We start from the raw sequence: 14,624 nt of genomic DNA on the forward strand, positions 1-14,624 counted from the left end.
ACGGGCGGGACGAAGGTCGGCCCCCTGGAAAGAAACAGACCATAAGTCCCTCTGATCAGGGGACTTTCGCCGCTGACGCTTCCCGGACCGCTTTGCGATCGTTGAAGTGAGGAGGTGCGTCATGAAGGTCAGGGAAGTCATGGGCGGCGCGGCGATCGCGGTGCGGCCGGAGGCGACGTTCACCGAGATGGTCGACGCCATGCGGCGTTTCAAGGTCGGCGCGCTCACCGTCATCGACGCCGACGATCACCCGATCGGGGTGGTCGCCGACGATGATCTCCTGCTCAAGGAGACCGATTCCGGCGCACACGCCGGCAGCGTCTTCGACAGCCGCAAAAGACGGCAGGAACATCGCAAAGCCGCAGGCGGTACGGCCAGGCAGGTCATGACCACCCCGGCGATCACCATCACGAAGGACGCCACCGTCCGGGACGCGGCGCGGCTGATGCACCGCCATCGGATCAAGCAGCTGCCGGTGATCGACGCGGTCACCGGGCGCATCACCGGCACCGTCCACCAAAGCGATCTGCTCAAGGTCTTCGCCCGCCCGGCCGAGGAGATCGAACGCGAGGTCACCACGATCTGTGACCGGCTCGCCATCGACCCGGAGACGATAAGCGCCGGCGTCGAGGCGGGGACGCTCACGCTGACAGGCCGGCTCGCCTTCCGGTCGCAGATCGCCCCTCTGATCACCGCGGCCCGCGAGATCGACGGCGTCCTCGACGTCGCGAACGCCCTCACCTACCGATCCGACGACCTGGCCGTCGTCCCGCCGTTCCTGTGACAGGGGTGAACGTCATGAACACCCGTACCAGCGAGGAGATCGCCTCGGTGATCCGTACGGCGGTGCGGGCCGCCACATGGGCGCCGTCGGTCCACAACACCCAGCCCTGGTCCTTCGCCGTCGACGGCGACGAGATCGCGCTACGTGCCGACAGTGACAGGAAACTGCGCGTCGGCGACCCTATCGGCAGGGAGTTGCTGGTCAGCTGTGGTGCGGCCCTGATGAACGTGCGGCTCGCGCTGCGTGCGCTGGGGTACGAGCCGCAGGTGCGCGTGCTGCCCGATCCCGACCGGCCGGCCCTGCTGGCCACGGTGCGGCCGGGAGCGGCCGTGACCGCCGACGAGCACACCCGGATGCTGTACGCCGAGATCGAACGCCGCCGCACCCACCGGGCCGGTTTCACGCGGTTGCCCGTGCCGGAATGTCTGCTGGAGGCGCTGGTGGCCGAGGCGGGCGGCGAGGGGGCGCGGCTGACGCCCGTCCGGTCCGAGCCGGCGATCCGGGTGTTTTCCGCGATCACCTGCGCCGCCCAGGACGTGCAGGCCCAGGACCGGCCGCTGTCACTGGAGCTGATCGGCTGGGCGCGGCCGCCGGGCAGCCCCCGCGAGGACGGCGTGCCCGCCGAGAGTTATCCGCGCGAGCCCCGGCGGACCGAGCCGCACTTCGCCCAGCGCGACTACGCCCGCGGCCGCCCCTGGGGCAGTGACGCCGACCAGTCGTTCTCCGTCTCCACCGGTGTCGTGGCGGTCCTGACCACGAAGGGCGACTCGCGCGGAGACTGGCTCGCGGCCGGCCAGGCACTGCAGCGGATCTTGCTGCGCGCCTCCGCCTACGGTCTCAGCGCGGCCTTCCACACCCAGGCGCTGGAGATGTTCCACCTGCGGGAGTTCCTGCGCCAGGAGCTGTGCTCGCAGGAGTACCCCCAGATGATCATGCGGCTGGGCATCACCTTCGACGACAGCCAGGGTGTCCGCCGCCCGGCCACCGAGGTACTGGAAGAACGCTGACCGAATCGGCCGCCAGACCCAAGGGCCCGGAAGGCCACCGATGGGGCGGGGCACCCGTCGTGCCGGTTACGCATGGGCCGTCGCCGGCCTTCCGGGCCGGTGGGCCCGGCCGTGAGGTCACCAGGGGCTGTGAGCGGCCCGCCGTCACCCCGGAGACGATGACCGCCGGTGCCGAGACGGGGATGCGCACGCCGAGAGGGCGGAACGCCACGGCCGGGCAGATCACCTCGTCCGTCCGCGGTGGTTCGCGCTGGACCGGGCGGGAATGCGGGGCGGTTGCGGGGCGCCAGTGGCGGACGGAGCCGCCGGGTCGCCGCCGGGAGGACCGTCGGTGCCGCGTGTGCTGCGCAGGCTCCACACGATCGACACCGTGATCGTTGCCACGATCACGCCCAGCGTCACCGGGATGGGCAGCTTCCCGATCGGGGTCTCGGAGAGGATGAGCTTGACGCCGGCGAAGGCCAGCAGCACGGCAAGGCCGTAGTGCAGGTGCACGAAGCGGCGCAGCAGCCCGGCCAGGCAGAAGTACAGGCTGCGCAGGCCCAGGATGGCGAAGGCGTTGGCGGCCCAGACGATGAACGTGCTGGTGGTGATGGCCAGGATCGCGGCGACGGAGTCGATGGCGAAGATCAGGTCGGTGGTCTCGACGGCGATCAGGACGACGAGCAGCAGGGTGGCGACGCGCCTGCCGTTGACGCGGGTGAAGAACTTGTCGTCGTGGTAGTTCGCGTCGGTGGGGATGACCCGCCGGACCAGGCGCACCACGGGGTTGCGGTCCGGTGGGGTCTGCTCGTCGTGGCGGAAGGCCATCTTGTAGCCGGTGTAGATCAGGAACGCGCCGAAGACGTACGCGGTCCAGAAGAACGTCTCGAGCAGTTCCGCTCCGACGAAGATGAACACCAGCCGGAACATCAGCGCTCCGATCACGCCCCAGAACAGCACCTTGTGCTGCACCGCCGCCGGCACGGCGAAGTAGGAGAAGATCAGTGCGAAGACGAAGACGTTGTCGATCGACAACGCCTTCTCGATCAGATACCCGGCGTAGTAGGTGCCGGCCACGTCGCCGCCCTGCCAGACCCACAGGATCACGCCGAACAGCAGTCCCGCGGCTATCCAGACACCGGACCAGACGGCGGCCTCACGAAAACCGATGAGGTGATTATCGCGGTGCAGGAACAGGTCGATCGCGAGCATCGCGGCGATCGCCAGCATCAGCACCGCCCAGACCCACCAGGACACGGACAACGGGAAACCTCTCGACCGGCCGGACCTCCGCGCGAAGGCCCGGTGCTGCTGGCCGAAGGTCTCCCCAGCCCACCGCACCGGTGGGTGCGCCGCCGGGACCCGGATCTGCCAGGGCCGTGCTGACGGCGACGCGTCGGACGTCGGGTACTCCCCCTCAAACTACGATCGAGTATTCACGAAGTGCAGTTCGTATGTCAAGGGGCGGGTGCGGGACCCACGATTCTGCTTTCGTGTCTTCGTGTGCGTACATTGAAGGATGACCTGCCCCCCGGCCACACCGTACGGATGGTGATCAGATGTCTTCGACGGCTCGCGCCGGAGCGGATCGCGGGGCGAAGGAGTGGACGTTCCTGACCAACCACGCCCACGTGCTGCTGGCCATCGCCCGGGAGCCGACCGTCCGGCTGCGTGACGTCGCCGACGCCGTCGGCATCACCGAACGCGCCGCGCAGGCCATCGTCGCCGACCTCGAGGCCGCCGGCTACCTGCGCCGCGAACGCGTCGGACGGCGCAACGAGTACACCGTCAACCCGGCCGGGCACTTCCGCCATCCCGCCGAGGCCGACCGGCGCATCGGTGACCTGCTCGCCCTGTTCACCGACTCCCGGATCACCGGGTGACGGCCGGACCGGCCGGGAGGAAACGCTCGCGTCAACCGGATGATCCCGGTGCCCGCGCGGGTCGCGTGTGACATGACCGACGTCCGCGCCTTCGCCGACCTGACGGGAACTCGCGTCACGGTCCGGGGTACGCGGGGCGAGGCCGCCGCGGGTCACGCCATCCCGAGCAGTTCCAAGGCCGGTCGACGCGGGGCACGTGGTACGGCGGGACCGTAGCCGAGACGGATGATCATCTGAGGGTGGCCGCCGGGGTGCCGGGGGTCGGCATGACGGCGCATGTCGCGCAGGTCCAGCGGCTGGTTGAGAAACGACGCTGACACCCCGTGCAGGGTGGCGACGAGCAGCAGGCGCTGCAGCGCCTGCCCGGCTCGCAGCCAGTCCGCCGGGCCGTCGCCCAGCGTGGTCACCACGGCGAGCCGGGGGTGGGGCTCGAACCGGGCCCGCTCCCCGCTCAGCCGGGCGAGGTCACGCACGGGCGCGCGGTCGCCGATCGGCCGGGGTCCCTGGACGTAGGGCGGCATGCCGTCGCGATGCGACCGTCCCGAGGTCCACCGCGCCAGCTCGGCACGGTAGTCACGGTCACGCGCGAGCGCCTCCTCGGCCGCGGCGACCTCCTCCAGGAGTACGGCGCTCGCCGAGGCATCGAGGAGGACCAGCTCGGCGCCTTCCATCCGGGCCGCCGTGCTCAGCTCGTCCATGACCGCCCGGGGGACAGGCCTCCCGGTGAACGGCTGCCGGTTGGTGCGCCGCGTCGTGATCGCTTCGTACAGGTCACACTCGGCCGCCGAGGCGGGCGCGGCCGATGCGGGCCGGACGGCGGCCAGCAGGGTGGGCGAGCCGTCCCCGGCGGGCGCGACGGACCAGGTGACCGGCCGATGGCCGCTCACCCGCAGGGCGAGGCGGAGGTTGAGCAGGGCCGCGCCGCAGCTGATGTGCAGGGAGCGGCCGCGCGGGTCGGCCACCTTCAGCCGGCGGCCGGGGTCGGCGTGGAGTTCGACGTACTCCCGGTGGCGGACGACGAAGCGCCACGGCTGGGTGTTGTGCACCGAGGGCGCAGCGCCGGCCGCGGTGAGGAGACGGCGCGCCCCGGCGTGCGTGGCAAGTGGATTGAGCATGGCGAACCTCCTTGACTCAAGAGTCGTCCGCCGTCACCGGCCGGGGCAGGGGCGAAGGTCCTGGTGAGGAAAGACTTCCGGCTCGAGAGCTCGGGGGAGGACCTCATCGTCAGACCAAAGCCCCGCCGGTGGCCGGCGTTGGTCCCCACCGTCGTCGGCCAGGTCCACCGGGGCCTGCCGGTAAGGCCCAAAGGCCCTGCGCTCACGCGTCCTATGACTCTGCCCGATCCCGGTGCGGCGGCGGATCATCAAAATCCCCGAGGGAGGAGCCGACATGACCGCGGTGATCGTCGATGGGCTGCGCAAGCACTACGGGCCGGTACGCGCGCTCGACGGAGTGAGCTTCACCGTCGCCGAAGGCGAGGTGTTCGCCCTGCTGGGGCCCAACGGTGCCGGTAAGACCACCGCGGTGGAGATCCTGGAGGGCCACCGTGACCGCGACGGCGGCACGGTCTCGGTACTGGGGTTCGACCCGGCCACCGGCGGGCGCGCCTACCGCGAACGCATCGGGATCGTGCTGCAGGAGGCCGGATTCGAGGAGGAGTTCACCGTCGCCGAACTGGTCCGGCTGTACGCGGGCCTCTACCCGCATCCGCGCCGCCCGGACGAGGTGATCGAGCAGGTCGGGCTGGCTGACAAGAAGGACGCCCGGGTCCGTACCCTGTCCGGCGGGCAAAGACGCCGCCTGGATCTGGCGCTGGGACTGGTGGGCCGGCCCGACCTGCTGTTCCTGGACGAGCCGACCACCGGGTTCGACCCCTCGGCCCGGCACCGCGCGTGGGAGCTGATCGAGGGTCTGCGCGCCCTGGGCACCACGATCCTGCTCACCACCCACTACATGGACGAGGCCCAGCACCTGGCCGACCGGGTCGCGGTGCTGCGCGCGGGACGGCTCGTGGCCGTCGGCGCGCCGGACACACTCGGCGGCAGCGGCCGGGGCAGCGTGCTGTCCTTCCAGCTGCCCGAAGGCACGGCCCCGGCCGACCTGCCCGTCCTCACGGGGGTGATCGAGCCGCGCGGCGCGGCGGTGGCCGTACGGACCACCGAGCCTGCCCGTGACATGCACACCCTGACCGGGTGGGCCCTGGAGCGGGGAGCGGAGCTGACCTCGCTGACGCTGTCGCGGCCGAGCCTGGAGGAGGTCTATCTCGACCTCGTCGAGGAGGCCGATGAACGCTCCGGCGGCCCACCGCCCACACCCGAGGCGGGCCTCGGGCCCGCGACGAGGAAGAGCCCGGTCACCGAGGAAGAGCCCGCACCCGGGAGGCGGTCATGAACGTCCGCCTGGTCGCCCGCCTGGCCCGGCACGAGACGCTCTCGTTCCTGCGCACACCGGTCGCGGCGTTCTTCACCGTCGCGATGCCGCTGCTGATGACGGTGATCGTCGGCGCGGCGGTGGGCAACGAGACCGTCGATCCCGCCTCCGGCGTGCGCGTGATGCAGTTCGTCGTCCCGGTCATGACCGTGTTCGGCATCGCCCAGGGCTGCTTCGGCGCCCTGGCCATCCACCTGGCGGACCTGCGCGATCGCGGCTGGCTCAAGCGCATGCGCGGCACCCCGGTACCGGCCTGGGCGCTGATGGCCGGACTGGCCGGCGCGTCCCTGGCGATCGCGCTGGCGACGGTCGTCGTGCTGCTCGGGGCGGGGCTGGTCTTCTACGACGTACACCTGCTATGGCGCACGATGCTGGCGCTGCTGCTCACTCTGCTGCTGGGTGCACTGTGCTTCACCGCGCTCGGCTTCGCCATCGTCGCGCTGGTGCGCAACGCGGCGGCGGTGCAGCTGATCGGCACCGGTCTGCTGCTGGCGCTGGCGTTCATCTCCGACATCATCTTGGTCGGCGCCCGGATGCCGGCCTGGCTGGAGACCGTCGGCTGGCTCTTCCCGCTACGCCATTTCGCCGAGGCCGTACGCGATGACTTCAACCCCTTCCTGCACGGAGCAGGCTTCCACGGTGACCACCTGGCCGTCCTGGCGGCCTGGGGACTGGGTGCGGGGGCGGTGGCGGTGTGGCGCTTTCGCTGGGAACGTCCGCCGACGCGAGAGAAGGCGGGGACGGCGCAGACGGCGCCCGCCCTGAGCCCGGCGCAGATGGGGTCCGGTCACCTGCCGCGTCCCGAGGGCCGCCCTCCGGCCTGGCGGCTGATCGGCGACCAGGCCGCGCACGCCACGCTCCGGCTCCGCCGGGACCCGTCCACGGCGTTCTTCACCGTGCTGCTGCCGGTGCTGCTGCTGGTGCTCATCTCGCTGGTCTTCGGCGAGGTGCGAGTGGAGGGGGTACGGCTGCCGCTGTTCATGCTGGCCGCGATGATCACTTACACGGTCGGGGTGTCGGCCTACGTCAACCTCGCCGAGGCCGTCACCGGCGACCGGGACCGGGGCGTGCTCAAGCGGCTGGCCGGCACACCACTGCCGAACTGGGCCTATTACGCGGGCTGGATCACCTGCGCGCTGTGGGTGACGCTGGCCACCGCCGTCGTGCTGGCGCTGGTCGCGACATTCGGCTACGGCGTCCGGATCGGACTCTTGGCGATCCCCGCGATTTTGGTGACGGTGCTGCTCGGGGTGGCGTGCTTCGCCGCTTTGGGAGCGCTGGTGGCGACACTGGTACCCCGCGCTCCGGCCGCGAACGCGATCACCCTGGGCACCTTCCTGCCGATGGCCTTCGTCTCGGACGTGTTCGTCGTCGGCGGGCCGCTGCCCGATGTGCTGGAGAGGGCCGGGGACGTGCTCCCGCTCAAGCACGTCTCGCACGCGCTGCTGGCCGCGCTGGACCCGGCGGGCCGCCCTTGGCCGTGGGCGGACCTGGCGGTCGTGGCCGCCTGGACGCTGGCAGCGGTTCTGGCCGTCGCCGTCGTGAACAGCCGGCGGACGAGAGGTGGTGCGCCCTCATGACAGGAGCCGGCCGCAAGACGGGTACAGGGCGGAGAGCACCTGCAGTCCCGCCCGTCGCGCCCCCGCCGGGCCGGCGGCCGCACCGGGTCGCGGACCGGGTGCAAAGGCACCTGGTCGATCCGCTGGTGCGCCGGCTGCTGCGCTCCCCGTGGCATGCTCTGATCTCCCGGCGGGTCGTCCTGCTGGCCATCACCGGCCGGCGCAGCGGCGCCACCGTCGTGGTTCCGGCGCAGTACGCCTACAACGGTCAGGGGCTGACGCTGGTCAGCAAGCGGTCGCGGGTGTGGTGGCGCAACCTGGAGGGCGGGGCTTCGCTGCGGCTCACCCTGCGGGGCGTCGAGCGCGCCGGGCGGGCGGATGTCAGTCGTGATCCCGAGCGGGTGCGCGCTGCACTGCTGGCGGTCGGGCGGGCCATCGGCCGCGACAAGCTGATCATGCCGGTGGAGGAGGCCGTCGCGGTCACCGTACATCTGGACCCTCTCGACCTCGGGGAAACGATGACCGGTCCACGGCAGGCGATTGAACGTGCCGGTCCCACGGATCTGGCGATGCTGGCGATGGGTGCGTCCGGACCGGTGCCTCAGCAGATGGGGGCACTGCTGGTGCTGGCGGCGGGACCCGGATTCGACCCGGCGGCCGCACGAGAAGTGCTCGCCGAGCGGATCCGGTCCGTCCCGCGGCTGCGGCAGCGCCTGCTGCGGGTGCCGCCGGGATGCGGCCGTCCGGTGTGGGTGGACGACCCGGCCTTCGACGTCGGATCGCACGTGCGGAGCATGCGCTGCCCGCCGCCGGGGGATGAGCGTGCGCTGCTGGATGCGGCCACCGCCGTGGTGTGCGAGCGGCTGCCAAGGGACCGGCCGCTGTGGGCGGCGGTGTTCGTCACGGGCCTGGCCGATGGTGCGACCGGGCTGGTCATGGTCGTGGACCACGTGCTGGCTGACGGCATCGGCGGGCTGGCCGTACTCGCCGAGCTGGTGGACGAGACAGCTACGTCGGCGTCTTTCGCCTTTCCCCGGCGCCCGCCCTCGCTTCCCGCGCTCGCCGCCGACGCCCTCCGCGAGCGGCTGCGGGCACGGCCCCGGCCGTCGCTGTTGTGGCGTGCCGTACGCGCGGTCACCTCGGCCGGGGACGAGCTCCATCCGGTAGCGGCCGCCCGGTGCTCGCTGCTGCGGCCGACCGGGCCCCGGCGCCGGGTGGAGGTGGTCCGAACCGATCTGGCCGAGCTCCGGACGGCGGCTCACCGCTGCGGCGGGACCGTCAACGACGCCCTGCTGACCGCGATCACCGGTGCGCTGCGTGCGCTGCTGACCCACCGAGGCGAGGCCGCCGACACCCTCACCGTGGGGATCATGGTGGCCGGCCGTCGCGTCGCCGCCGGCGACCGGCTGGGCAACGAGGCCCGCCCGCTGGTGGTGACCCTTCCCGCCACGGGCGACCCAACCGGGCGCCTGGAGAAAGTCGCCGCCATCCTGGCGGCAAGCAAGGAACGGATGTCGGGTCCGCCCGTCATCGCCCTGCTGACCCCGCTGCTGCGCGGCGCGATTCGGCTCGGTCTCTACCGCTGGTTCATGCGGCGTCAGCGCCGCATCCACACGCTGGTGAGCAACGTGCGCGGCCCCGACCGGCCACTGACCTTCGCCGACGCCGCGATCCGCACGCTCGTCCCGCTCGCGGTCTCCGAGAGCGGCAACATTCCGGTGAGCTTCGACATCCTGTCCTATGCCGGGACGCTCACGATCGCGCTCATCGCCGACCCCGACCACATTCCCGACCTGCCCGTCCTGGTCGCCGCCCTGCGGACCGAACTCGCCGGCCTTGGCGCGCCTCACGCCCTCCCTGAAAGCCAGGGCCCTCCCTTTGTTGCCGGCCCTGCCGTGTGAGCAGGGCCGTAGGTCCTCCCGTCACCGGGCCATCGTGCCGCTTCGCCGGCCCCTTGGTCCCTACAGCACCGGGCCCCGGCGCCGGACGATGAGATCAGAACCCCATGTCGGAAGGAACCACCATGAAAATCGGCATCAACGGATTCGGCCGCATCGGCAGAGCCTTCCTGTGACGCGCGCTGCCCGCGGGCCTGGAGGTCGTCGCGATCAACGACCTCGCCGACGCCCCCGCTCTGGCGCACCTGCTGGCGTTCGACTCCACCTATGGCCCCTTCGGCCTCCCGGTCGCCTCCTCGGCGACCTCGATCGATGTCGGCGGCCGCAGCATCCCGGTCGCCGCGCACCGCGACCCGGCGGACATCGACTGGGCCGCCTGCGGAGCCGACCTGGTCATCGAGGCCACCGGCAGGTTCCGCACCCGTGACCAGACGGCCGTCCATCTCAAGGGCGGCGCCCGCCGGGTGCTCATCTCCGTCCCGGGCAAGAACACCGACGCCACCATCGTGCCCGGCGTCAACGATGCCGCCTACGACCCGGCCCACCACGAGATCATCTCCCTGGCCTCCTGCACCACCAACTGCGTCGCGCCGATGGTCAAGGTGCTGCACGAGAGCTTCGGCCTGGTCAAGGGGTTCATGACGACGGTGCACGCCTACACCGGCGACCAGCGGCTACTGGACGCCCCGCACAAGGACCCGCGCCGGGCCCGGTCCGCCGGGGTCAACATCATCCCCACCACCACCGGCGCGGCCCGCATGGTGGGCGAGGTCCTGCCCGAGCTGGCCGGACGGCTCGACGGCACCGCCCTGCGGGTGCCGGTGGAGGACGGTCCACTGACCGACCTGTCGGCGCTGCTGGCCCGTCCGGTCACCGCCGAGGAGGTCAACCAGGCCTTCGCCGAGGCGGCCGGGGGAGAGCTGAAGGGCATCCTGCGCTACAGCACCGCCCCGCTGGTCTCCCGCGACATCATCGGCGACCCCGCCTCCTGCGTCTTCGACTCCGCCCTCACCCAGGCGAGCGGCGAGCTGGTCAAGGTCTTCGGCTGGTACGACAACGAGGGCGGTTACGCCGGCCGGCTGGTGGAGATGGCCGCCCGCATGGCCGCGCAGCGGTAGCCGCGATCCGTGACGCATCCCTCGGCGGCGGGTCACCGGCCCGCCGCCGAGGGGAACACCCCGTCGACCGGCGCGGTCACCCGATGCGCGCCAGGCGTTCGGCCCGCTCTTTGACGCCCAGGAGCATCTTGCGTTCCATGATCAGGCTGCCCGGCTCCATGAGCAGGGTGACCAGCCGCCCGAGCGGGCCGGCGTCAGGGGCCGCGATCCGGTTGCGGCTGATGAGCCTGGTCATCTCCCCTTCGGGACGCAAGACGAAGGCCCACACCCAGTTGCCGTCCTCGGACCAGAACACCAGTGCCTGTTCGGCCTGCACGACCTGCGCGCGCATCCGCGGGCCGGTCGCCCCCAAAGGCAGGACGTCGCCGGCCTTGAGGCCCTGGAACCGCGGCAGGATCTCGTCGGCGCTGTGCATGTTCAGACCGAAGAGGTTCTCGATCCAGTCGTAGGTGTAGGCGCCCCCGCGACCGCTGCCCATCTGCACCAGCCACGGCCAGACGGCACCGGGCGGCGCGTCGACGGTGACGGCGCGGGTGGCGACCAGGCAGGGCCCGGGCAGCAGTTCGTCCCCGGGCAACACACTTCCCGCCTCGTCATGAGTCGCTCCCCAGGTCAGGCACCATCTGCGGAGCAGCAGCGGGTAGGCCGCCGCGGCGATGCCCGCGGCCAGTAACCCCATCCGGACAGATGACTTCAGCACGGTGTTCATTGGGGTGTTCATTGCGGTGTTCATCACGCTCTCCTGTGGCGTTTCTCTTCGACGCCATGTATGTGGCCACGGGTCGTTTCGGAGTCGAAAGCCTGGAATGCGGGGCCGAAGGACCGCCGGCGCTGCGGGCCGTCGACACCGACAGTGCCGTCGGCCGACGCGTCGAGCAGACGGATCGTCCCCGTGGCGATGGCCGCCTTGCTCTCCGTTTCGGGCTCCGGCGGCCCCATCCGGTCAGAAGCGGGTCGTGGGCGCTTGTATCAGCGCCTCGACCAGTTCCGTGAGGTGGGCGACCTGAATCTCCAGGTCATGGATGCGGGCCTCAAGACCCGCCACGGAGGGGGGCTGATAGGTCATGGCAATCTGGCGGGCCATCGTCGCTCCTCTTCCTCTTTCCGGTCCGGGACGTGCCGGGACGCACGATGACCGCATCCGGCTCGATCCCGTCGTCACGCACGGACGGATCGTCCACGCCCTCAGTGTCCGCGCCGACCCAGCCGCAGACCACGGCCGATGGGCCCACGGGCGTGGGCCGACCGGCCCTGGTTGTGTCCTCGCGCAGGAACGCGGAGACGGGGGAGCGGTGGTCCTGCGCGACCAAGCCGCCGGCGCCACCGAGATCGTGGTCACCGGCAGGGGCCCGTACGCTGCGCGGCGCCACGCCGCGGGCCCTCTCACCTCGTAGCGGCAGACCTACCCGCAGGTGAAAGTCGTTCTGGCGCGCGACGCCCAGATCCGAGCCGTCGAAACCGGCAGGACACGCAGTAGCCGGGAACGCCGGTGGCAGGCGCGGGACCAAGGTCCCCCGGGGCAGGGGCCGCTCGGCTCTACGGGACGAAGCGGCCGTCCTCCAGCCTGGCGGCATGGATGTGCTCGACCTCTCGCGCTGGCAGTTCGGTATCACGACCGTCTACCACTTCTTGTTCGTGCCGCTCACGATCGGCTTGTCAATCATCGTGGCAGGGCTGCAGACGGCCTGGTACCGGACGAAGAAGCCGCAGTACCTGCGGCTGACCCGGTTCTGGGGGCGCCTGTTTCTGATCAACTTCGCGATGGGCGTGGTGACGGGGATCGTGCAGGAGTTCCAGTTCGGAATGAACTGGAGTGATTACTCGCGCTTCGTCGGGGACGTGTTCGGGGCGCCGCTGGCCATGGAAGGGCTGATGGCGTTCTTCCTGGAGTCGACGTTCCTCGGATTGTGGATCTTCGGGTGGGACAAGCTGCCGCCCCGGCTGCACCTGGCCACCATCTGGCTGGCCGCGATCGGCACCAACATCTCGGCCTATTTCATCCTGGCGGCCAACTCCTGGATGCAGCACCCGGTCGGCTACCGCATCGACAACGGCCGCGCCGAGCTGACCGACATCTGGGCGGTACTCACCAACTCGACCACCCTGGTCACCTTCCCGCACGTCATCTTCGGCGCGTTCCTGACGGCCGGCGCGTTCGTGCTGGGCATCAGCGCGTGGTTCCTGCTGCGCGAGCGAGACGTCCCGCTGTTTCGCACGTCGGCGCGGCTGGCGCTGGCCATCAGCGCGGTGGCGGCGATCGGGGTGTCGATGTCCGGCCACTGGCAGGCGCAGATCATGACCGAGCAGCAGCCGATGAAGATGGCCGCCGCCGAGGCCCTGTGGGAGGACGAGAGCGCGGCCGGCTTCTCACTGTTCGCCGTCGGCGACGTCGAGAACGGCCGCAACCACATCAACGTGCAGATCCCCCACGGGCTGAGCCTGCTGTCCACCAACACCCTGGACGGGAAGGTCGAGGGCGTCAACGACATCCAGGCCCGCTACCAGGCCCTGTACGGGCCGGGCGACTACCGGCCGGTGGTCGGGCTGGCCTACTGGTCGTTCCGGCTGATGATCGGCTTCGGGGCGTTGTCGGCGCTGCTGGCACTGGCCGGTCTGTGGCTGACCCGGCGCGGCCGGCTGCCGTCGAGCCGCTGGGCCTACCGGCTGGCCATCGCCGGGATCGGGCTGCCGTTCCTGGCCAACAGCCTGGGCTGGATCTTCACCGAGATGGGCCGCCAGCCGTGGGCCGTCTTCGGCCTGATGCGCACCGCCGCGGCCGTGTCGCCCAGCGTCGACGTCGCCTCGGCGGCGATCACATTGACCGGCTTCACCCTCGCCTACGCCGTGCTGGCGGTGATCGAGGTGCGGCTGCTGATCAAATTCATCCGCATCGGGCCGCACGAGGAGCCCGCCCTGGAAACCCCCGCGCCCGCGCTGAGCTACTGAGGGATCCCCGCCATGGAACTCACCACTGTCTGGTTCGTACTGATCGCCGTGCTGTGGACCGGCTACTTCGTTCTCGAGGGCTTCGACTTCGGCGTCGGCATCCTGCTGCCCTTCCTCAGCAGAGGGGAGACCGACCGGCGCACCATCGTCACGACGATCGGCCCGGTGTGGGACGGCAACGAGGTGTGGCTCCTGGTGGCCGGCGGCGCCACGTTCGCCGCGTTCCCCGAGTGGTACGCCACCTTGTTCAGCGGCTTCTACCTGCCGCTGTTCCTCATCCTGCTGGCCCTGATCGCACGCGGGGTGGCGCTGGAGTACCGCGGCAAATCCGACAGCACGCGCGGCTGGGACCGGGCCTTCTTCTGGGGCTCCCTCGGCCCGGCCTTCCTGTGGGGCGTCGCCTTCGCCAACATCCTGCGCGGCGTCCCCTTGGACGCCGACCACGAATACACCGGCACCCTGCTGACCCTTCTCAACCCGTTCGCGCTGCTCGGCGGGCTGGCCACACTCCTGCTGTTCACCCTGCACGGCGCCATCTTCCTGACCCTGCGCACCACGGGCGAGCTACGCCAGAGCGCCTCCCGCACGGCCAAGAGCCTGGCCCCGGTGACGATCGCGGTGGTGATCGCGTTCCTGCTGTTCGCAGGCGGTGGCAAGCCGATCTGGTGGGCCGCGGTGGCACTGGTCGCGCTCGGCCTGACCGGCGCCCTGGCCGCGACGCTACGCGGCCGCGACGGGTGGGCGTTCACCGCCAGCGCGATCGCCGTGATCGCGCTGGTGACCGCCCTGTTCAGCGGCCTGTGGCCGAACGTGCTGCCCGCCCTGGATCCGGCCAACAGCCTCACAGTGACCAACGCCGCCTCCTCGCCGTACACGCTGACGGTGATGACCTGGGTCGCGGCCATCTTCACACCCGTGGTGCTGGCCTACCAGGCGTGGACGTACTGGGTGTTTCGCCGCCGCCTCACCGGCGCGACCTGACGATCTCGACCACTGCCCAGCCGGCAACCGATGCTT

At 71.0% G+C, this 14,624-nt stretch carries 13 protein-coding genes and 1 pseudogene; 10 read left to right on the forward strand and 4 right to left on the reverse strand.

The window, feature by feature from the left end; translation table 11 throughout:
- Nucleotides 1-121 precede the first annotated feature (121 nt).
- The gene (locus AB0F88_RS41130; RefSeq protein ID WP_362696976.1) at nt 122-784 is read left to right on the forward strand and encodes a CBS domain-containing protein; all 663 of its coding nucleotides are present in this window, start codon (nt 122-124) and stop codon (nt 782-784) included.
- A 14-nt stretch (nt 785-798) separates the two neighbouring features.
- Nucleotides 799-1,791: a hypothetical protein gene (locus AB0F88_RS41135; protein ID WP_362696978.1), complete on the forward strand. Its 993-nt coding sequence runs from the start codon at nt 799-801 to the stop codon at nt 1,789-1,791.
- Between the two features lie 222 nt (nt 1,792-2,013).
- Here the strand turns inward: AB0F88_RS41135 and AB0F88_RS41140 are convergent, their stop codons facing one another.
- The gene (locus tag AB0F88_RS41140) at nt 2,014-3,030 is read right to left on the reverse strand and encodes a TerC family protein (RefSeq protein WP_362697193.1); all 1,017 of its coding nucleotides are present in this window, start codon (nt 3,028-3,030) and stop codon (nt 2,014-2,016) included.
- Between the two features lie 302 nt (nt 3,031-3,332).
- Here AB0F88_RS41140 and AB0F88_RS41145 point away from each other — a divergent pair, with 302 nt between their 5' ends.
- Nucleotides 3,333-3,656, forward strand: a complete 324-nt coding sequence (locus AB0F88_RS41145; protein WP_362696980.1) for a helix-turn-helix domain-containing protein — start codon at nt 3,333-3,335, stop codon at nt 3,654-3,656.
- A 152-nt stretch (nt 3,657-3,808) separates the two neighbouring features.
- Here the strand turns inward: AB0F88_RS41145 and AB0F88_RS41150 are convergent, their stop codons facing one another.
- Nucleotides 3,809-4,771, reverse strand: a complete 963-nt coding sequence (locus tag AB0F88_RS41150; protein ID WP_362696982.1) for a nitroreductase family protein — start codon at nt 4,769-4,771, stop codon at nt 3,809-3,811.
- A gap of 274 nt (nt 4,772-5,045) precedes the next feature.
- Here AB0F88_RS41150 and AB0F88_RS41155 point away from each other — a divergent pair, with 274 nt between their 5' ends.
- From AB0F88_RS41155 to AB0F88_RS41175, 5 genes and pseudogenes are all read left to right on the forward strand, one after another.
- Nucleotides 5,046-6,047, forward strand: a complete 1,002-nt coding sequence (locus AB0F88_RS41155; protein WP_362696984.1) for an ABC transporter ATP-binding protein — start codon at nt 5,046-5,048, stop codon at nt 6,045-6,047.
- Nucleotides 6,044-7,666 (forward strand): ABC transporter permease, encoded by a 1,623-nt coding sequence (locus AB0F88_RS41160; protein WP_362696986.1) that lies wholly within the window; start codon nt 6,044-6,046, stop codon nt 7,664-7,666. Before AB0F88_RS41155 ends, AB0F88_RS41160 begins: the two co-directional genes overlap by 4 nt.
- Before the next feature lie 98 nt (nt 7,667-7,764).
- Nucleotides 7,765-9,546 carry a wax ester/triacylglycerol synthase domain-containing protein gene (locus AB0F88_RS41165; protein ID WP_362696988.1) on the forward strand — a complete coding sequence of 594 codons (1,782 nt, stop codon included), beginning with the start codon at nt 7,765-7,767 and terminating at the stop codon, nt 9,544-9,546.
- 191 nt (nt 9,547-9,737) lie between these two features.
- Nucleotides 9,738-9,953, forward strand: a pseudogene (locus AB0F88_RS41170) (glyceraldehyde 3-phosphate dehydrogenase NAD-binding domain-containing protein); the annotation flags it as partial.
- A 54-nt stretch (nt 9,954-10,007) separates the two neighbouring features.
- A complete protein-coding gene (locus AB0F88_RS41175) occupies nt 10,008-10,661 on the forward strand; it encodes a hypothetical protein (protein ID WP_362696990.1) in 654 nt (217 codons plus the stop codon).
- 76 nt (nt 10,662-10,737) lie between these two features.
- Here AB0F88_RS41175 and AB0F88_RS41180 read toward each other — a convergent pair whose 3' ends face one another.
- Both AB0F88_RS41180 and AB0F88_RS41185 read right to left on the reverse strand, forming a co-directional pair.
- Nucleotides 10,738-11,394, reverse strand: coding sequence for a hypothetical protein (locus AB0F88_RS41180; RefSeq protein WP_362696992.1), 657 nt, complete (start codon nt 11,392-11,394; stop codon nt 10,738-10,740).
- A 210-nt stretch (nt 11,395-11,604) separates the two neighbouring features.
- Entirely contained in the window at nt 11,605-11,745 is a 141-nt protein-coding gene (locus AB0F88_RS41185; RefSeq protein WP_362696994.1) for a hypothetical protein, read from the reverse strand.
- A gap of 488 nt (nt 11,746-12,233) precedes the next feature.
- On the opposite strand from AB0F88_RS41185, the gene AB0F88_RS41190 reads away from it, so the two are divergent.
- A complete protein-coding gene (locus AB0F88_RS41190; RefSeq protein WP_362696996.1) occupies nt 12,234-13,607 on the forward strand; it encodes a cytochrome ubiquinol oxidase subunit I in 1,374 nt (457 codons plus the stop codon).
- A gap of 12 nt (nt 13,608-13,619) precedes the next feature.
- Nucleotides 13,620-14,588 carry a cytochrome d ubiquinol oxidase subunit II gene (gene cydB, locus AB0F88_RS41195; protein WP_362696998.1) on the forward strand — a complete coding sequence of 323 codons (969 nt, stop codon included), beginning with the start codon at nt 13,620-13,622 and terminating at the stop codon, nt 14,586-14,588.
- Nucleotides 14,589-14,624 lie beyond the last annotated feature (36 nt).

The sequence above is a fragment of the Streptosporangium sp. NPDC023963 genome (genome assembly GCF_040639135.1).
GTDB lineage: Bacteria > Actinomycetota > Actinomycetes > Streptosporangiales > Streptosporangiaceae > Streptosporangium.

Bases quoted from the DNA above. Each gene is read 5' to 3' on its own strand.
- AB0F88_RS41130 (WP_362696976.1), top strand. From the start codon at position 122: ATGAAGGTCAGGGAAGTCATGGGCGGCGCGGCGATCGCGGTGCGGCCG.
- AB0F88_RS41135 (WP_362696978.1), top strand. From the start codon at position 799: ATGAACACCCGTACCAGCGAGGAGATCGCCTCGGTGATCCGTACGGCG.
- AB0F88_RS41145 (WP_362696980.1), top strand. From the start codon at position 3,333: ATGTCTTCGACGGCTCGCGCCGGAGCGGATCGCGGGGCGAAGGAGTGG.
- AB0F88_RS41150 (WP_362696982.1), bottom strand. From the start codon at position 4,771: ATGCTCAATCCACTTGCCACGCACGCCGGGGCGCGCCGTCTCCTCACC.
- AB0F88_RS41155 (WP_362696984.1), top strand. From the start codon at position 5,046: ATGACCGCGGTGATCGTCGATGGGCTGCGCAAGCACTACGGGCCGGTA.
- AB0F88_RS41160 (WP_362696986.1), top strand. From the start codon at position 6,044: ATGAACGTCCGCCTGGTCGCCCGCCTGGCCCGGCACGAGACGCTCTCG.
- AB0F88_RS41180 (WP_362696992.1), bottom strand. From the start codon at position 11,394: ATGAACACCGCAATGAACACCCCAATGAACACCGTGCTGAAGTCATCT.
- AB0F88_RS41185 (WP_362696994.1), bottom strand. From the start codon at position 11,745: ATGGCCCGCCAGATTGCCATGACCTATCAGCCCCCCTCCGTGGCGGGT.
- AB0F88_RS41190 (WP_362696996.1), top strand. From the start codon at position 12,234: ATGGATGTGCTCGACCTCTCGCGCTGGCAGTTCGGTATCACGACCGTC.
- cydB (WP_362696998.1), top strand. From the start codon at position 13,620: ATGGAACTCACCACTGTCTGGTTCGTACTGATCGCCGTGCTGTGGACC.